The organism is Arthrobacter russicus, assembly GCF_031454135.1.
Lineage (GTDB): Bacteria > Actinomycetota > Actinomycetes > Actinomycetales > Micrococcaceae > Renibacterium > Renibacterium russicum.
The window spans coordinates 1,983,868-2,001,779 of record NZ_JAVDQF010000001.1 but is presented as its reverse complement, the minus strand read 5'-3'; the positions used below and the strand labels follow the sequence as shown (position 1 = coordinate 2,001,779).

The 17,912-nt window shown below is 66.0% G+C and carries 18 protein-coding genes; 15 read left to right on the top strand and 3 right to left on the bottom strand.

Annotated features, from left to right (window positions below):
- The first annotated feature begins 53 nt into the window (after positions 1–53).
- On the top strand, positions 54–899 hold the full coding sequence (locus JOE69_RS09345; RefSeq protein WP_309798084.1) for an HAD family hydrolase: 846 nt from the start codon (positions 54–56) through the stop codon (positions 897–899).
- Positions 900–1,010: 111 nt separating this feature from the next.
- Here the strand turns inward: JOE69_RS09345 and JOE69_RS09340 are convergent, their stop codons facing one another.
- On the bottom strand, positions 1,011–1,496 hold the full coding sequence (locus JOE69_RS09340) for an inorganic diphosphatase (RefSeq protein WP_296362684.1): 486 nt from the start codon (positions 1,494–1,496) through the stop codon (positions 1,011–1,013).
- Between the two features lie 149 nt (positions 1,497–1,645).
- On the opposite strand from JOE69_RS09340, the gene dacB reads away from it, so the two are divergent.
- From dacB to hpt, 4 genes are all read left to right on the top strand, one after another.
- Complete coding sequence (dacB, locus tag JOE69_RS09335; RefSeq protein ID WP_309798081.1) at positions 1,646–3,052, top strand: D-alanyl-D-alanine carboxypeptidase/D-alanyl-D-alanine endopeptidase; 1,407 nt, start codon at positions 1,646–1,648, stop codon at positions 3,050–3,052.
- A 97-nt stretch (positions 3,053–3,149) separates the two neighbouring features.
- The gene (locus tag JOE69_RS09330) at positions 3,150–4,259 is read left to right on the top strand and encodes an Rv3626c family coenzyme F420 biosynthesis-associated protein (RefSeq protein ID WP_309798079.1); all 1,110 of its coding nucleotides are present in this window, start codon (positions 3,150–3,152) and stop codon (positions 4,257–4,259) included.
- A 4-nt stretch (positions 4,260–4,263) separates the two neighbouring features.
- Positions 4,264–5,352, top strand: coding sequence for a tRNA lysidine(34) synthetase TilS (gene tilS / locus JOE69_RS09325; RefSeq protein ID WP_309798077.1), 1,089 nt, complete (start codon positions 4,264–4,266; stop codon positions 5,350–5,352).
- A gap of 18 nt (positions 5,353–5,370) precedes the next feature.
- Positions 5,371–5,922, top strand: coding sequence for a hypoxanthine phosphoribosyltransferase (hpt, locus tag JOE69_RS09320; protein ID WP_296362691.1), 552 nt, complete (start codon positions 5,371–5,373; stop codon positions 5,920–5,922).
- A 6-nt stretch (positions 5,923–5,928) separates the two neighbouring features.
- On the opposite strand, the gene aztD is transcribed toward hpt, so the two are convergent.
- Positions 5,929–7,188, bottom strand: a complete 1,260-nt coding sequence (gene aztD, locus JOE69_RS09315) for a zinc metallochaperone AztD (protein ID WP_309798075.1) — start codon at positions 7,186–7,188, stop codon at positions 5,929–5,931.
- A 122-nt stretch (positions 7,189–7,310) separates the two neighbouring features.
- Entirely contained in the window at positions 7,311–8,288 is a 978-nt protein-coding gene (locus JOE69_RS09310; RefSeq protein ID WP_309798072.1) for a hypothetical protein, read from the bottom strand.
- Between the two features lie 346 nt (positions 8,289–8,634).
- Between JOE69_RS09310 and ftsH the strand changes: the two genes are divergently transcribed.
- From ftsH to panC, 10 genes are all read left to right on the top strand, one after another.
- Positions 8,635–10,794 (top strand): ATP-dependent zinc metalloprotease FtsH, encoded by a 2,160-nt coding sequence (gene ftsH / locus JOE69_RS09305; protein ID WP_309798070.1) that lies wholly within the window; start codon positions 8,635–8,637, stop codon positions 10,792–10,794.
- Positions 10,795–10,888: 94 nt separating this feature from the next.
- A complete protein-coding gene (folE, locus tag JOE69_RS09300; RefSeq protein ID WP_309798067.1) occupies positions 10,889–11,494 on the top strand; it encodes a GTP cyclohydrolase I FolE in 606 nt (201 codons plus the stop codon).
- 22 nt (positions 11,495–11,516) lie between these two features.
- Positions 11,517–12,464 carry a dihydropteroate synthase gene (gene folP, locus JOE69_RS09295; protein WP_309798065.1) on the top strand — a complete coding sequence of 316 codons (948 nt, stop codon included), beginning with the start codon at positions 11,517–11,519 and terminating at the stop codon, positions 12,462–12,464.
- Positions 12,464–12,880 carry a dihydroneopterin aldolase gene (folB, locus tag JOE69_RS09290; protein WP_309798062.1) on the top strand — a complete coding sequence of 139 codons (417 nt, stop codon included), beginning with the start codon at positions 12,464–12,466 and terminating at the stop codon, positions 12,878–12,880. The genes folP and folB overlap by 1 nt, the downstream gene beginning before the upstream one ends.
- Positions 12,877–13,383 (top strand): 2-amino-4-hydroxy-6-hydroxymethyldihydropteridine diphosphokinase, encoded by a 507-nt coding sequence (gene folK, locus JOE69_RS09285; protein ID WP_296362704.1) that lies wholly within the window; start codon positions 12,877–12,879, stop codon positions 13,381–13,383. Before folB ends, folK begins: the two co-directional genes overlap by 4 nt.
- 81 nt (positions 13,384–13,464) lie before the next feature.
- On the top strand, positions 13,465–13,986 hold the full coding sequence (locus JOE69_RS09280; RefSeq protein ID WP_309798060.1) for a DUF3180 domain-containing protein: 522 nt from the start codon (positions 13,465–13,467) through the stop codon (positions 13,984–13,986).
- 106 nt (positions 13,987–14,092) lie between these two features.
- A complete protein-coding gene (locus JOE69_RS09275) occupies positions 14,093–14,602 on the top strand; it encodes a PH domain-containing protein (protein WP_309798057.1) in 510 nt (169 codons plus the stop codon).
- Positions 14,599–16,074, top strand: a complete 1,476-nt coding sequence (locus JOE69_RS09270) for a PH domain-containing protein (protein WP_309798054.1) — start codon at positions 14,599–14,601, stop codon at positions 16,072–16,074. The genes JOE69_RS09275 and JOE69_RS09270 overlap by 4 nt, the downstream gene beginning before the upstream one ends.
- A 6-nt stretch (positions 16,075–16,080) precedes the next feature.
- Positions 16,081–16,992, top strand: a complete 912-nt coding sequence (locus JOE69_RS09265; RefSeq protein WP_296362712.1) for a Rossmann-like and DUF2520 domain-containing protein — start codon at positions 16,081–16,083, stop codon at positions 16,990–16,992.
- Positions 16,993–17,886, top strand: a complete 894-nt coding sequence (panC, locus tag JOE69_RS09260; RefSeq protein ID WP_309798050.1) for a pantoate--beta-alanine ligase — start codon at positions 16,993–16,995, stop codon at positions 17,884–17,886. It abuts the gene before it with no gap.
- Positions 17,887–17,912: the final 26 nt, after the last annotated feature.

The window sequence follows — 17,912 nt, the reverse complement described above, 5'->3', positions numbered from 1 at the left end:
CTTCTGTGCGCTGCGTCCTAGGCGGTCTCCGCGCAATCTGTTTCACTGTAATCATGGAAACCATGACTGAATATTCAGTCTCCGGCAACGATGACCGGAGAAATAAGGAACAGAAATTGATCGCGCTCGACGTCGACGGCACTCTGGTTGATCACGACGGCGCGATGACCGATGAGGTCCGCGAGGCCGCCCGCGCAGTGGTCGATGCCGGGCACCAGGTGATCATCGCTACCGGACGATCGCTCCAGGCGACGCTGCCGGTGATCGAACGGATCGGATTGCAAACCGGTTTCGGGGTCTGCTGCAACGGCGGCGTCACGGTCCGCTTGGACCCGTCGCTGCCTGGTGGATTCGAGGTGGTCCACAAAGAGACCTTTTCGCCCAGGGACGCACTGACCGCGCTGCGCAGCACCTTGCCGGCAGCAATGTATGCGGTCGAGGCGGCCGACGGGGAATTCCTCTCCACCAGCAGCTTCCAGGATGCCAGCTTCGGCATCCGGGCCCGCAGTGTGGATTTCGAAGAACTCCTGGACGCCCGGGCGGTCCGGGTGGTGGTGCACAGCCAAGAGGTGCCGCTCGCGGAATTCGAAGCCGCGGTGCAGGGCATCGGTTTGCACGGGGTGACCTATTCGGTCGGTTGGTCGGCCTGGTTGGATATCGCCGCCGCCGGGGTCACCAAGGCCTCGGCTTTGGAAAAGCTCCGTGCCGATTTGCGCTTGGACGCCAGCTCGACGGTCGCCGTCGGCGATGGCTTCAACGACGTTGAAATGCTGCGCTGGGCGCATCGTGGAGTGGCCATGGGCCAGGCTCCGCAAGGCGTCCAGGACGCGGCGAGCGAAATCACCGCCTCGGTGTACGACGACGGCGCGGCGCGGGTGTTGCGCAGCATCCTGGCCTAGCGCAGCTGAGCCCAAAGCACGCCGCCCGTCCAATCGGAAGTTTCAGTGGGCAGGGACGGCCCTGACCACTGAAACCCGTGATCAGACGGGCGGCGGAAGTGCTACGAGGGGTCAGTGGTTCTCCGCGAACCGCTTGATCGAGGCTGCCAACTCGGCTTCGGCGGCAGCTTTGTCCGCCCAGCCTTCGGCCTTGACCCATTTGCCGGGCTCCAGGTCCTTGTAATGCGTGAAGAAGTGTTCGATTTCCTGCACCAGGGAGGCTTCGACGTCGGCCAATTCCTGGATGTGCGCATACCGCGGATCGTCCAGCACACAGAGCACCTTGGCGTCGCCGCCGCCGTCGTCGGTCATGTTGAAGACTGCGATCGGCCGGGCTTCCAGCACCACGCCGGGGTGCAGATCGTACTCCTGCAGCAAGACCAAGGCGTCCAAGGGGTCGCCATCCTCGCCCAAGGTGTTGTCGAAGAAACCATAGTGCGTGGGGTACTGCATCGAGGTGAACAGGATGCGGTCCAGCCGGATCTGCCCGGTCTCGTGGTCCACTTCGTATTTGACCCGCGAGCCGCGCGGAATCTCGATCGTGACGTCGTGCTTCATGGGTGTTCCTCCAAAACGGTTGGTGAATCTGACGATTCCAAAGGAGCCAGAGGCTCCGTCTACTATGAGGATATAGGCGCACGAGCCGCCGGAAAGAATTAGAACGGCCCGCGAACGGTCCGATCTGGAAGCACAGGAGAGACCAGCCGATGCGCCGAACGGCCCGCGCCCTGCAAGCTGGACTGCTGGCCTTGGCATTGGCCGCGCTCGCAGTCCCGGCGGCCATCAACGCGGCGCCGGCGTTCATCGCCCCGCCCAGCCCGCCGGCTCCGGTGATTCCCGCCGCGCAACTGCCGCCGGCCTCGTTGGCTCCGATGGGTGTCGCGGCCAGTCCCAAGGCCGACGCCGCGCAGCCGGACCCGGCCCGGCTCGCGGCGCTGTTGAACCCGATCCTGGCCTCGGACGCCGGGAGCCTGACCGGCCAGGTGCTCGACGCCGCGACCGGCGCCGTGCTCTACGACCGCAGGGCGACGGCGGCAGCAGTCCCGGCGTCGAACCTGAAGCTCTTCACCGCGGTCAGCGCGCTCAAGAACCTCGGTGCGGACACCAGATTGCAGACTTCGGTGCTGCGCGGTTCAGAGCCCGGCACCTTGGTGTTGCGGGCCGGCGGCGACGTGCTGCTGGGCGCCGGCGACTCCGCACCAGGCGCGGTCAACGGCCATGCCGGCCTGACCAGCCTGGCGCAACAGACCGTGGCGGCATTGGGCGGCTCCGCCAGCGGCGGCGTGCGCTTGCTGCTGGACGATTCGGTGTTCACCGGTGCGGCGCTGAATCCGGAATGGGATACCGGAGACGTCACGGCCGGGGAAATCGCCCCGGTGTTCCCGTTGGCGACCAATTCCGCGATGCCCGATCTCAAGGGCGGCAGCCGGCCGCAAGACAGCGCGTTGGCGGCGGCCCAGCTCTTCGCCTCGATCCTGGGCAAGCTCGGCGTGCCGGTGCAGGGCGCAGTGGGCCGGGTTGCCGCGGGCGATCCGGCCGCGACCGAGCAGCTGGCCGCCGTGGCGTCGGCGACGGTGGCCGAGCAAGTGGCCTACATGTTGCAGAACTCCGACAACTTCCTGGCTGAGGTGCTGGCCAGACTCGCCGCCACCGGGCAGCAGCGGCCCGGCAGCTCGGCAGACGCGACCGCGGTCACCTTGGCGACCGTGAAGTCTTTGGGCGTCGACGTCACCGGGCTCACCCTGGCTGACAGCAGCGGCCTCGCCATGGCGAACCAGGTCAGTGCCGCGCAATTCGCACAGCTGGTGAAGCTCATCGTGACCGGCGACGACGCCAATATCCGCAGGGCGATCGACGGCTTCCCGGTGGCCGGATTGAGCGGCACGCTCGAATCCCGCTACGACACCGCCGAAACCGCTGCGGGATCGGGTCTGGTCCGGGCGAAGACCGGAACGCTCAATGTGGTCAAAACCCTCTCCGGCTTCGTGCTCGACGCCGATGGCCGGCTACTGGTCTTTTCTTTCATGGGCAACAACTTCAGCGGCGGCAGCGCGGTTGCCCAGCCGTTATTGGACCAGGCGGCGGCGACGCTTGCCGGTTGCGGCTGCCGCTGAACGATCGCCGTCGAGCCGGCCGGGGCAAACTTCGGCTGGCGGCGATATTTGCGGACTGGCACGGGTCCGCCACAGCGATCTGTGGTGAGATGGTCGGGTGAGCGCACTCGAGAAGCAGAACTTGATCAATTGGGAGCTCGCGGCCAGCACCGCGGCCAAACTCGCGGCGCCCGGGCCAACGCTCAGCAGCAATGAGATCGGCGCCGCGGTAGCCGATCTGCGCCGGATGGCGGACCGGGCAGTGCCGCACGTGCACCAGATCACCGGTTTGGACGCGGCTGCAGATCTGCGTGACTCGCAGGTGCTGATCGTGGACCGGGCTTCCTGGGCGAAGGCGAACACGCAGAGCTTTTCGGTGATGCTGGCCGGTACCCTGGCGAACTTGGAAGACAAAGCGCGCGGCCAAAATGCGCTGCGGCCGACGGCCCGGGCGATCAGCGGAACGGTGACCGGGGCTCAGCTGGGCGGAATCCTGGCCTTCCTTTCGTCCAAGGTCCTGGGCCAGTACGATCCGTTCGCCGCGCTGGCCGCCGGTTCGCAGATTCCGCCGGCCGGCCGATTGCTGCTGGTGGCTCCGAACATCATTTCGGTGGAACGCGAGCTGGGCGTGGAGCCGGGCGATTTCAGATTGTGGGTCTGCCTCCACGAACAGACGCACCGGGTGCAATTCGCGGCCGCGCCCTGGCTCCGGGACCACATGCTGCAGGAGGTGGACAAGCTCAGCGGGCTGCTGCTGGGCAATATCGACTCCTTGGGCGAGCGGGTTTCCGCAGCGGTCCGCAGTGCCGGGAGGACTCCGGCCGAACCGGCCGGGCCGAACAAGCCCGGCGGCCTGATGGAGTTGCTCCAAGACCCGGCGGAAAAGGCGGCGCTCTCGCATCTGACCGCGGTGATGAGTTTGCTGGAAGGCCACGCGAATGTGGTGATGGACGCGGTGGATGCTTCGATCGTGCCCACGGTGAAGACCATCCGGCAGCGGTTCAATGCCCGCGGCAAAGACCGGAGCGCCGTGGAGAAGTTCATCCGCAACCTGCTGGGCCTCAATGCCAAAATGCGCCAGTACACCGATGGCGCACGCTTCGTCCGAGCGGTCGTCGACCAAGTAGGCATGGCCGGGTTCAACGCGGTCTGGGAATCCGCGGACCATCTGCCCACCGAAGCGGAGATCCACGCTCCGGCCGATTGGGTCCGACGGATGGGTCTGTAGCGGGGTGGCGGACGCGGATTCGATCGGCCCGGTTTCCGCGCGGCCCGGTTTCGCCGGGCCGCGGCGGCGGCTCCGCCCGGTAGTCGGCAAGGCGCGCGGCATCCTGCGCGAGAGCCTGCCGGAATTGGCGCCGTCGGACCTGGTGCTGGTGGCCTGCAGCGGAGGGCCGGACTCGTTGGCATTGGCCGCAGTCGCGGCGTTCTTCCAACATCGGAAGGCTTTCCGGGTGGGTGCCGTGGTCGTGGACCACGGGCTGCAGGAAGGCAGCGGCGAAGTGGCCCGGCAGACTGCGGATGCGCTCCGACAGCTCGGCTTGGCACCGGTGGAGGTCCGGACCGTGCGGGTCGTCCCGGGTAGTGGCGGGCCGGAAGATTCGGCGCGCAAAGCGCGTTACGACGCCTTGGCGGCGGCTGCCGTCGAACACCGCGCTCGGGCGGTGCTGCTCGGGCACACGCTCGACGACCAAGCGGAACAGGTGATGCTCGGGCTGGCCCGGGGCTCGGGCACCCGCTCGCTGAGCGGGATGCCGGCCAGCCGCGAGTTCGCCGGTGCGCTGTTGCTGCGCCCTTTCCTGCCCTTGCGACGCGAGGAGACCCTGGAGATCTGCGCGGTCGAGGGGCTGGAGCCGTGGCACGACCCCAGCAACGACGATCCGGGTTTCACCCGGTCCCGGATCCGGCATCGGGTGTTGCCGTTCCTGGAGGCCGAGCTCGGCCCGGGAATCGCCCAGTCGCTTTACCGGTCGGCGAGCATCCTGGCCCAGGACGCGGATTTCCTCGACCAGTTGGCCGGCCGGGAATTTACCCGGATCGCCGAAGTCGGCGCCGACCGGGTACTGCTCGCGGAGGCTGAGCTGAACGCGTTGCCGACGGCGTTGCGGCACCGGGTCCTGGCGCGCGCCGTCGTCGAACTCGGCGGAGCGCAACCGAGCTTCGAGCGTCTGCGTGCGGCCGAGTCGTTGCTGCGCAGGCAGGGTTCGGCGGGCCCGGTGCAGCTGGCCGGCAAAGTGAGCGCATACCGGCAGGCGCGAAACTCCGGCCCAAGCTATGGGAAACTAGTCTTGAAAAGACTCTCCCAGTCCCAAGAAACCTAACCCAGTCAGGAGCATCGGGTGGATTCACGCGACGTCGAAGCGGACCTCAAGCACGTCCTCTATACCAAAGAGCAGATTCAGAGCCGGGTGACCGAACTCGCTGCGCAGATCGATGCGGATTATGCGGGCCGGGACGTGCTCCTGGTCGGCGTGCTCAAGGGCGCGGTGATGATCATGGCAGACCTGGCCAGGGCGCTGCACAGCCACGTGACCATGGATTGGATGGCGGTTTCCTCCTATGGGTCGGGCACCCAGTCCTCCGGCGTAGTGCGGATCCTGAAGGATCTGGAAACCGATTTGATGGGCAAGCACGTGCTGATCGTCGAAGACATCATCGACTCCGGGCTGACCCTGTCCTGGTTGCGCGCGAATTTGATTTCCCGCGGTCCGGCCTCGGTGGAGATCTGCACGCTGCTGCGCAAGCCGGATGCCGCCAAGGTCGAAATCGACGTCGAATACGTCGGCTTCGACATCCCGAACGAATTCGTGGTCGGCTATGGGCTGGACTTCGCCGAGAAGTACCGCAACCTGGACTTCGTCGGCACCCTGGCTCCGCACGTCTACGAGTAGCAGCGGTTATTTCCGGCCGCTGATCCCGGTCAGTTCGTTCGGCGCGGCCGGAAGGCCAGCGGTTTTCGCCACCTGGCCGGCTGCCAGATCCACGGCGTGGATCTTCCGCGTGCCAGGATCGCTGACATAGGCGGTCGCACCGTCGACGTACAAAGCGGGCCGGGCCTCCTGCCAAACCTCGGGTTCGGTCCAGGCCGGGGTGACCTGGATCCGGTGCTGCACCGTTCCGGTTTCCGGATCGATCACGTGGAGCCGGCCGTCAGTGCCCAGGACCAAAGCCTCACCGGCCGGCCCGCGGCCCAGGGAACGGAATGAGTAGCTGGTGCCCAAATCCACGTGTTTCAGGCTCGAATCACGGGTGTCGATCAAGCTGACCCGGGTAGGCCGCTCCAGCTTCGCGGCCCGGTCCACTTTGTAATCGCCCAGGACGATCGGCGAGTTGCTGCTGCCGGACTGGTTGCCGATCCGGCCGTAGGCGTCCGGTGCTTGCACCTTGCTGAGTTTGCCGCCGTGGTAGACGAGCGCTCCGTCGCTGCAGCCGACGACGACGGCGCCATTGCCGGCGACTGCCTCGCCGTGGGTTCCCGGGCAGTTCTCCGCGCTCGTGGTCTCGCCGCCGTTCTGGCCGTGGATGGTGACGCCGACCCGCTCCTTGCCGTTGCTCCGGGTGCTGAGCAGGCCGCCGTCCGGCAGTGGCACGGCTACTCCGTGATGCGGCTCCGGGGTGCGCGTCTTGGTGGATGCCGGCTGGCCGTTGGCCGCCGAACCGGGATCCAGATCGGCGGGGTCGAAGACCGTGATTTCACCGGTGCCGTCTGCGAACAGGGCAGTTTTCCCGTGGCTGACCACGTGGCCGGGGTGCTCTGCGGGGAAGACTGCGCCGGTGAGTCTCGGCGGCACGGTGTAGAAGTGCGAATGGTCGCCGTGCGGGAATTCCCAGCTGCCGGCGTCGAACGCTTCGAACCCGCGTTCGGTGGAAACCAGAACGTGGCGTCCGTCGCCGGCCGGATTGACCCGGATGAAGCCTTCGAGCGGAACCGGTTCGGCGACCGGTTGCAGGGTTTTGGCATCCAGTGTGAGCAGGCCCTGGTCGGTGGTCAACACCAATCGGGGCGCAGGCCCGGCCTGTTCCTTGGCGTTTGCCGGTTTGACGTTTTCATGGCCGGTGATCGTGGGTGCTGCTTGCGGTGGCGCTCCGCAGCCGGTCAACAGGGCCAAACCAGCGGCAAACGGGGCAAGGGCGATGAAAGCGCGATGAGGGTGCATGCCGACCAGTGTAGCCCTAAATAAGAATGATTCGCAGTAGTGTTGATTTTACTGGCTTCCAGCGCCGCCGATTTTGGCCGAAGCCGGGGAAATTTAGCAGGCGTCGACCAAAATCGGCGGCGTCAGTTGGTGCGCTGTAGCGGCAGCCCGGACTCCAATAGGCAGCGGCGAAGCCGAGCGGGATTGATCGCATCCGCCCAGGTCCAACGGACCACCCGGAGTCCGAGTGCGCGCAAGCCATCTTCCCGGAGCTTTTCGGCGTACACACGCTCGCCGGGAGTTTGGCCATTGGCCCAATCGCCGCGAAAGTACTTTTCCTTGCCGCCGAATTCGCCTACCAGGTGGAACTCGCGCCAGAAGAAATCGCTCCGCACCTGACGCCCGTCGGGAAGTGTGAACGCTTGCTGCAAACACGGTGCCGGAAACCCCGCCAGGTGCAGCTGCGCCCGGCTGATCGACTCGCCCAATGACTCCGCGTATTCCGAGGCGAGCGCAAGCACCTTCAGCACCCTGCGCCGGGCGGCCTGAGTGGGCAAGGCCAGGGCCAGGGTTTCCAGCGTCGGACGAGCGACGGCGGGTCCGCGTGGACTGGTCCGCGCCCATTCCGACCAGCCGGCGGCAAACGAGTCCCGCTCGGCGCGCAGTGCGGCGTCCATGACGCCCAGGGCTTCGGCGAAGGGCAGTTGCGCGCAGAGTTCCACCGCGGTTCGGGCCTTGTCGGTCAGTCGGAACTCGGAAATGCTGGTTTCACGGCCGCAAAGTGGGCCGTAGTGCGCCATGATCCCGCGACGTGAACGGCCGTGTCCCGGCGAGGCGTTGACGATGTGCAGCTTTTCCGGCACCCTGATCAACGGCAGTCCCCAGAGCATTGCTGCGGACTGGCGGCAGAACACCGGGGCCGATGCGGTGAACCTGCTCAGCGCTTCGGCGCGCAGCCCGTATTTTTCCGATTCGTTCAACGACGTCCAGGTCTCTGCCGGAAGATAGGCCCCGTGCCGGATCCGGACCAGCGCTCCGCGCTGCGCCAGAAACGCCAACCTGGCCGGGTCTCGGTCCACGCGGGCAGCGTCGGATGCGTAGAAGATGACCGGCTTGTCCATGGTTTGACGCTGCCATCGGGATCCGATTCGCGCCAGGCCCTGGGCGGCAGTTGTGGATAAGTGCTTGATGGTGCGCGATGGGATCGCCGTCGAAATTGGCTGACGCCACGGATACTTCCCCGGCTTGAGCCAATTTCGAAGGCGTCGACGGTCGGGAAGCCGCCGCCGCACGGGAATAGTCGTTCTGCTGAGAGGGAACATTGCGGCCTGGAGGGGAACTTAGCCGGCCCGTTGTGCGTGAATGTCTGCGGACGGTGTATAGCTAGATGGGGCCCATTCCAGATCAAGGACGGACCCGGTTCGCCGAAGAACGCAGCAGGAAGGACGGGGTCACTCCCCGGAGTACATGGACATCAAGAAAATCCTCAAAGGTCCGATCGTCTGGATCATCATCGTGGTCGCGATCGGAGCGATCGGATTCTCCCTGCTCGGCGTCGGCGGTTCTGCCCGGGTGGGCACCTCTGACGGCATGGCCTTGATCAGCGGCGGCAAAGTCCAGTCGGCCAAGGTCTATGCCGAGGGCCGCGTCGATTTGGTGCTCAAGGAAGACTTCTCCAAAAACAACCAGAATCTGGGCAAGAATGTCCAGTTCTATGTCGTGGACGCCCGCGAGCAAGCCGTGATCACCGCGCTCAATGACGCCAAAGTTGCCGATTACGATGATCAGCCGGTGCAGAACAACTTCTTCGTCGGATTCCTGCAGCTCATCGTCCCGATCCTGATCCTCGGCGCGATCTTCTGGTTCCTGCTTTCCCGCATGCAGGGCGGCGGCTCGAAAGTGATGCAATTCGGCAAGTCCAAGGCCAAGCTGATTTCCAAAGACAATCCGCAGGTCACCTTCGCCGACGTCGCCGGTGCCGATGAGGCGGTCGAGGAGCTCCACGAGATCAAGGAGTTCCTGCGCGAACCGCAGAAATTCCAGGCGGTCGGCGCGAAGATCCCCAAGGGCGTGCTGCTTTACGGACCGCCCGGAACCGGCAAGACCCTGCTCGCCCGCGCGGTGGCCGGCGAGGCCGGCGTGCCGTTCTATTCGATCTCCGGCTCGGACTTCGTGGAAATGTTCGTCGGCGTCGGTGCCAGCCGGGTCCGCGATCTCTTCGAGCAGGCCAAGGCGAACTCGCCGGCGATCATCTTCGTCGACGAGATCGACGCCGTCGGGCGGCACCGTGGTGCCGGGATCGGCGGCGGCAACGACGAACGCGAGCAGACGCTCAACCAGCTCCTGGTCGAAATGGACGGCTTCGACGTCAAGACCAATGTGATCTTGATCGCGGCGACCAACCGGCCCGATGTACTGGACCCGGCGCTGCTGCGTCCCGGCCGCTTCGATCGGCAGATTCCAGTCGAAGCGCCGGACCGGATCGGCCGGGAACAGATCCTGCACGTGCATGCCAAGGGCAAGCCGATGGCGCCGGGCATCGACCTGCATGCGGTGGCCAAGAAGACCCCCGGGTATACCGGCGCGGATCTGGCGAACGTGCTCAACGAGGCCGCGCTGCTGACCGCACGCTCCAATGCCCAGCTGATCGACGACCGAGCGTTGGACGAAGCCATCGACCGGGTGATGGCCGGCCCGCAGAAGCGCACCCGGGTGATGAAGGAGCGCGAGCGGAAGATCACCGCCTACCACGAAGGCGGACACGCCCTGGTCGCCGCGGCATTGCGCTATTCGGCTCCGGTCACCAAGATCACCATCCTGCCGCGCGGCCGTGCGCTGGGCTACACCATGGTGGTGCCGGAAGACGACAAATACTCGGTCACCCGCAATGAGCTCCTGGACCAGATGTCCTACGCGATGGGCGGACGGGTCGCCGAGGAGATCGTTTTCCACGATCCGTCGACCGGGGCTTCGAACGACATCGAGAAGGCGACCGGAACCGCGCGCCGGATGGTGACCGAATACGGCATGAGCGAACGCATCGGTGCGGTCAAACTCGGCACCGGCAGCGGTGAGCCCTTCATGGGCCGCGACGCGGGCCGGGACCGGGATTACTCCGAAGCGGTCGCCGCGATGATCGACGAGGAAGTCCGCAGGCTGATCGAAGAAGCCCATGACGAGGCTTACGCGGTGCTGATCGAAAATCGGGATGTGCTGGACCGGCTGGCCCTGGAATTGCTGGAACGCGAGACCTTGAACCAAGCCGAAATCGCCGAAATCTTCCATGACATCCGCAAGCGCGAGCTGCGCGACGTCTGGCTCTCGGCGGACAGCCGCCCGGTTTCCGACATCCCCCCGGTGGTCTCCGCCAAGGAGCGCCGGGACGCCGCGGCAGCCGGTGATCCGGATCCGGACACCTTGACTCCGCAGGAGCAGTTGGCCTCGGCCAACCTTCCGGGGCCCGCGGATGCGCCGGGTGGGGCAACCGGCGGCAGCCTGGGGAACCCCGGTGGGGGTTCGGCCGGCGGCGCTTCTGGCGGCACGAACCCCGGTGGGCAGTCGAATCAGCATGACTCCGGTCCGAACGGCCAGCAGCACGACGGCGGAGCTCCGGCAGAGGAGCGCTGAAGGCTTGCCGGTGGCCCGGATATACAAGCCCAGGCCAACGGACCGGGCGTAACCGCGGAACGAAGTGCCGATGATTCCAGATAGGATCTCTCTCGTGTGTGATGTCGACGAAGAAGCGAAACCGCCTGCCGAGTCGAGCGTGGATCTGCCACGGATCGAGGCCGCGGTGCGGGAGATCCTGATCGCGATCGGCGAAGATCCGGACCGCAGCGGGCTGGCGGAAACCCCGCAACGGGTGGCCCGGGCATACGCCGAAGTCTTTTCCGGGTTGAACCAGGACCCGGCACAGGTCCTGTCCCGGACTTTCGACATTTCGCACCAGGAATTGGTGCTGGTCAAGGACATTCCGTTCTACTCGACCTGTGAGCACCATCTGGTGCCCTTCCACGGATCCGCGCACGTGGGCTACATCCCCTCCGCGGAAGGGAAAGTCACGGGCCTGAGCAAGCTCGCCCGGCTGGTCGACGTTTTCGCGAAACGCCCGCAAGTCCAGGAGCGGCTGACCACGCAGATCGTGGATGCGCTCGTGGAGCACCTCAAGCCCCGCGGAGCGATCGTCGTGGTCGAATGCGAACACATGTGCATGTCGATGCGCGGCGTCCGCAAGCCCGGAGCCAAAACGGTGACTTCGGCAGTGCGCGGCATCCTGCACGAACCGGCAACCCGCGCTGAAGCCATGAGCTTGATTCTGGGCAAATGACGCAATCCAACAGAAGGTAATTATGGACTCCCTCGCTGCCGCCCCCGGAACCGGACCGGCCACATCACCACTGCCGACGCTGCGCTCGCCGCGCAAACCGGCCAGCTTCGACAAGTTGCCCACGGACCGTGCCGTGGTCTTCGGCATCCTCAATGTGACTCCGGATTCGTTCAGCGACGGCGGTTCCTACAATTCCTTGGATACCGCGATCGCGCACGGGCTGCGGATGTTCTACGCCGGAGCCGATGTGATCGACATCGGCGGCGAATCAACCCGTCCCGGAGCCGATGAGGTCGATCCGGCCACCGAGCAGGAGCGGATCATGCCGGTCATCGAAGCCATGGTCAAAGCCGGCGCCCTGGTCAGCGTGGACACCCGGCACGCCGAGACTGCGGCCAAAGCGCTCGACGCCGGTGCGGCGATCATCAACGACATCTCCGGCATGAGCGTGACCCCGGAAATGGTGGCCTTGGTCGCCGAGCGCAAGGCGCCTTACGTTTTGATGCATCGTCGTGGTGATGCCAAGATCATGGATTCGCTGATCCGTTATGCGAATCTGATCGATGACGTGGTCGCCGAGCTCGGTGCTGCACTGCAGGTCTTCTATTCGGCCGGGGTTCAGCCGGAGCAGCTGATCGTGGACCCCGGTCTGGGCTTTTCCAAGACCGCGGACCAGAATTGGGAATTGCTGGCGAACCTGGAGCAACTCGGGAAGCTCGGGCACCGGGTACTGGTGGGCACCTCCCGCAAGCGTTTCCTGGGTTCGTTGCTGAGCACCGCGGGCAAGGCGGCGGCACCGACCGAACGGGACCACGCCACCATCGCCACCACCGCGATTGCCGCGGGCAAGGGCGTGTGGGGCATCCGAGTGCATGATGTGGTGGGCAATCTGCATGCTGCGAAAGTGGCGGCCCGAGTCCGCGCCGCAGCAGCCCCGGCGGTCCGCAGCAGCGATGGAAGCCAGGGCTAGTGGCGGCAGAACAGGCGGCGGATTCCGCTGCGGTCCGAGATTCGCCCTTGGCCCGACCGGACCGGATCACGCTCAGTGGAGTGACCGCGATCGGCCACCACGGGGTGTTCGAACGCGAAAAGAGCGACGGGCAACCGTTCATCGTCGACGCAGTGCTCTTCACCGACGTCCGGCCGGCGTCGGCCAATGACGAATTGGACCAGACTGCGAATTATGCCGAGGTGGCCGAGGCGATCAAAGCGATGATCACCGGCGAGCCCTTCGACCTGATCGAGACCTTGGCGGAGCGCACCGCGCAGAAATTGCTGGCCGGCTTCCCGGTCGCCGCAGTGGAGATCACGGTGCACAAGCCGAAAGCTCCGATCCAGGTGCCCTTCGGAGATGTCTCGGTCACGGTTTACCGGGAACAGGGATGAGCGGATTGCCGGTCCGCGCGATCCTCGCATTGGGCTCCAACCTCGGCGAGCGGGCCGGAACCCTGGCCAGTGCCGTGGCCGACCTGGTCGAACATCCCCAGGTGCGGTTGTGCGACGTCTCCCCGGTGGTGCAGACCCAGGCGGTCGGCGGTCCGCCGGACCAGCCTCCTTACCTGAACATGGTGATGGAGGTCGAAACCGAATTGTCTGCGGTTGAGCTGCTGGCGCACTGCCAAGCGGTCGAGGCCAGACACCACCGGGAGCGGGTCGTCCGATGGGGCCCGCGGACCTTGGACGTGGACATCATCGTGTACGGCGATCTGCAGCAGGACGATCCGGAACTGACCCTGCCGCACCCCAGGGCCGCGGAGCGTGCTTTCGTGCTGGTCCCGTGGCTTTTGATGAACCCGCACGCCACCCTGTCCGGAATGCCGGTCCGGGATCTGGCCGGCGCTGCCCGCGATTTGGACGACGTCGAGGACTTCGACGGGTATGCCGGGTGAACCAAGCCGGTTGACCGGGCCGAGCCGGCCGGATTGATACCGTTGATGCAATAGCTTTGCCGATTCCAAGCCGAGGAAGCCATGAAGTCCCAGCTCCGTACTATCCGGCCCTTGTGGCTCGCCGTGATCGCCGTGATCGCTGCTGCCGCAGGCTGGTCGGCCACGGTGCTCACCAACCGGTTCAGCTTGCCGACGCCGGCCTTGCCCTACAGCGCCTTGGTCACCCTGGGACTGGTCATCGTGATCGTTTTGGTGTTGGGTTTGCGGGTGCGCCGGTGGCGGGACGGCAAACGGGACCGGGAGCTCAACCCGATTTTGGCCGCCCGGACCCTAGTGCTGGCCCAAGCCAGTGCTTATGCTGGTGCCTTGTTGTTGGGCTGGCACGCCGGGGTCGCGGTGGACGCCATGGTCGCAATCGCCTATGGGGCCGGCGCCGGGGTGCTGACTTTGCCGTTGGTATTGATCGGCGGCTCCGCTGCGATGGTCGTGGTCGGTTTGGTAGTGGAGCGGTTCTGCCGGATTCCACCGGACGACGGCAATCCGGCGGCCAAAGAACGGCGCCCGGGTGAAGAGGGCGCCGGGGGCGAAGAGTTCGCCCGCTGAACCGGCGGCTGCGGCACTAGCGGGGTCGGCGCGTTGGCCCGGCACCACTCGATTTTCCAGACACGATGCAACAGGCCGGAGCACGGCACTTTTGAAGGAGCGGGACATGCGGGAACCGATCGATCCGACAGGGATCCAGTGGTTGCGGGTATCACCGAAACTGGTGTTGCTGCGTTTGCTCCGCGAGGGTCTGGGCACCGTGCTGGTCATGGCCATTTTCGCGATTCCACTGCTCTTCCAGGCGATCGGCTGGTGGCCCGGGTTCCCGATCTGGCTCGCCTGGCTTTTGCTGCTGGCGGCTTTCGCGGTGCGGATCTGGCGACTGCTGCTGGTGCCGCGCCAAGTCCGGGCGATCGGGTTCGCGGAACGCGACGACGATTTGTTGATCCGCCGCGGTCTTTTCTTCCAAAGGGTCCTCGTGGTGCCTTATGGGCGGATGCAGTACGTCGACGTCGGAGTCGGGCCTCTGGAGCGGGCCTTGGGCTTGGCCACGCTGAAGCTGCACACCGCCTCACCTGGCACGAATGCCTTGATCGAAGGCTTGCCGACTGAAGAGGCAGCCCGTCTGCGGGAGCAGCTTTCGGCACTCGGCGAGTCGAAATTGGCGGGGCTGTGACCGATCCGCTCGCTGCCCCTGCGGTGCCACAGCCGGGATTCCATACCGACAGCGCGAGCGATTGGCACCGCGTGCACCCGGCCTCTCCCGCGATCCGGGGCTGGTTGGCCGTGGTCGCGGTCGCGGTGATCTTCGGCCGCAGCTTCTTTGAGCAACTGTTCCAAGAAGGCATTTCGGGCCGCGCCGGTGGGGCCGGAATCCCCTGGTGGATCGTGGCGCTCGTCGTGGGGGGCGCTGTCCTGGTGTTCGGCGTCGCCTTCGTGCTCAGTTGGTACTTCACCCGCTATCAGGTCACCGATGACCATGTGCGGATCAATTCCGGGTTCATTTTCCGGCAGCAGCGGCAGGCCCGGATCGACCGGGTGCAGGCGATCGACGTGGTGCAGCCGCTGCTGGCCCGGATTTTCGGTTTGGCCGAACTGAAGTTCGAAGTCGCGGATTCCGGCAAGTCCGCCATGAAGCTGTCCTTCCTCAAGCTCGACGAGGCCAAGCGGTTGCGGGCAGCGATCCTGGCCCGTGCTGCGGGGGTCAGGGTAGATCCGGAGAACCCCACTGCGGTTGAAGAGGCACCGGAACAGCAAGTGCTGCAGATTCCGCCGGCTCGGATCCTGGGCTCGATTGTGGCTTCGGAACTTACCTTGGTCCTGCTGCTGGTGGCCGCAGGTTTGGTGGTGCTCGCCAGCTTGGGCTGGTGGGGCGCCCTGTTCGGCCTGCTGCCGGTTCTGCTGGCGCTGGGCGGCGGTTATTGGCAGCGCTTCTCGAAAGACTTCAATTTCCGGATCGCGACCTCGCCGGACGGCGTGCGCCTGCACTACGGGCTGCTGGAAACCCGGGCGCAGACCATCCCGCCCGGCCGGGTGCAGGCCGTGGGCATCAGCCAGGGGCCGGTGTGGCGGATTTTCGGCTGGTACCGGATCCACCTCAATGTCGCCGGCTACGGGGATTCGCAACACGAAAACCGCAGCACGCTCCTGCCGGTGGGCAATCTCCAAGACGTGTTCGCGGTGCTGGGTCTGATTTTCGCCGATCCCGGTGTGCCGGATCCGCACGATGTGTTCACCGCCGCGCTGCGCGGCACCGGCACCGCCGGCGGGTTCCGGCATTCGCCCGGCAGGGCCCGCTGGGTCGACCCGATCGCTTGGCGGCGCAACGCTTTCCGGGCCACCGAGACAGCCTTGCTGTGCCGGCACGGCGTATTCTTCCGGAATCTGCAAGTGGTTCCGCATGAGCGGACCCAATCTTTGCAGTTGAACCAAGGCCCGGTGCAACGGCTGCTCGGCCTGGCGGATTTCGAGCTGCACTCTACCCCGGGGCCGGTCAAGCCGGTGGTGCACCATATGGACTTGGCGACAGCGCGCGAGCTCTTTTTGGCACAAGCCGCCCGAGCCGCCAAAGCGCGACGGCTGGCCCGACCGGAACGTTGGATGCAAAGCCAGGATGACCAAGCAGAAAAGCCGAGCGGAAATGACTGAGCGACATTGACCAGCGAACGATCGGGAAAGCCGGGACGACTGGGCGTGGGCGTGATCGGTGCGGGAAAGGTCGGCGCGGTGCTCGGTGCGGCCCTGCGCGCCGCCGGGCACGCCGTCGTCGGGGTGTCCGCGGTATCCGAAGCTTCCCGGGACCGGGCCGAGCTGCTGCTCCCTCAGGTTCCGATTCTGGAGATCCCGGACATCGTGGAGCGCGCGGAACTCGTGCTGCTGGCGGTTCCGGACGATGCCCTGCAGCCGCTCGTGGCCGGACTGGCCGCGGTGGACGCCTGGCAGGCCGGCCAGCTGGTGGCGCACACCTCGGGCCGTTTCGGCGTCGGCGTATTGGCACCGGCGCGGGCCGCCGGGGCGATTCCGCTGGCGATCCACCCGGCCATGACCTTCACCGGGCACAGTCTGGATTTGGCACGCTTGCCGGATTCGAGTTTCGGCGTCACCGCCGACGTCGCGATGTTGCCGATCGCCCAGGCGCTGGTGGTGGAAATGGGTGCGGAACCGGTGCCGATCGCGGAGGCCGACCGGGCGCTCTACCATGCGGCACTGGCGCACGGGGCGAACCACCTGGCCACCCTGGTAGCGCAATCAGCCGAGCTGCTGGGCAGCATCGGGGTGGAACATCCGGAACGGATGCTCGGCCCATTGCTCCGGGCCGCTTTGGAGAATGCGCTGAGTTCGGGCGAGAATGCTTTGACCGGACCCGTGGTCCGCGGCGACGCCGGAACTGTCCGGGCGCACGTCGACGCGTTGCAGGAGAGTTCTGCGGAGGTGCTCGACGCCTATCGCGCGATGGCGGGGATCACCGCGGCGCGCGCTGTGGAGCGGGGCAAGCTCACGATTGCGCAATTGAGCCGGATCCAGGCGGCTCTGGCCGCGCATGACGATGATTCAGTGGAGGAATAAGTGGCCATTACCGTGGTCCGCAGCATAGCGGATCTGCGTGCGGCAAGTGCCCGACTGTTGGCCGATGTTCCGGACCGGCAAGCGTCGTTCGGCTTGGTGCCGACGATGGGCGCATTGCATGCCGGCCACGCCGAGCTCGCGGCCACTTCGGTGGCGGCGGAGACCGCTACGGTGGTTTCGATTTTCGTGAATCCGTTGCAATTCGGGGACGCGAAAGACCTGGAACGGTATCCGCGGACTCTGGAATCGGACGTCGAGCTGCTCGAATCCGTGGGCGTGGACCTGGTGTTCGCGCCTTCGGCGGAGGAGATGTACCCGGACGGAGCCCCGATGGTCCGGGTGTCCGCCGGTTCCTTGGGCGAGGTCTTCGAAGGGGCTTCGCGGCCGGGCCACTTCGACGGGGCGCTCACCGTGGTCTCGAAACTCCTGCATGCGGCACAGCCGACGGTCCGCGCCGGCTACCGGGCCTATTTCGGGCAGAAGGACGCACAGCAGTTGGCCTTGGTGCAGCGGATGGTTTCGGACTTGAACTTCCCGGTGGAAATCGTCCCGGTGCCGACGGTCCGGGCCGCGGACGGATTGGCGCTTTCCAGCCGGAACCGGTTCCTCTCCGCGCCGGAGCGGGAGGCGTCCCTGGTGCTTTCCCGGGCGCTCCGCGAGCTGGTCGGCCGGGCGCAGCGCCGGGAGCCCCTGGACCTGGAATCCGCAGTGGATCTGGTGCGCAGTGTGCCCGGCGTGGATTTGGACTATTTCGAGGTGATCGACCCGAAGAGCTTTGAACCGCTTGCCGAAAACTGCCGGGACAGCCCGTTCCAAGGCTCCGCATTGGCCGTGCTCGCAGCCAAAGTGGGAGCGGTCCGGCTGATCGACAATATGCCGCTGGTCGCCGGTTGAGCCGTAGGCCGCCGAATTTGGCTGAA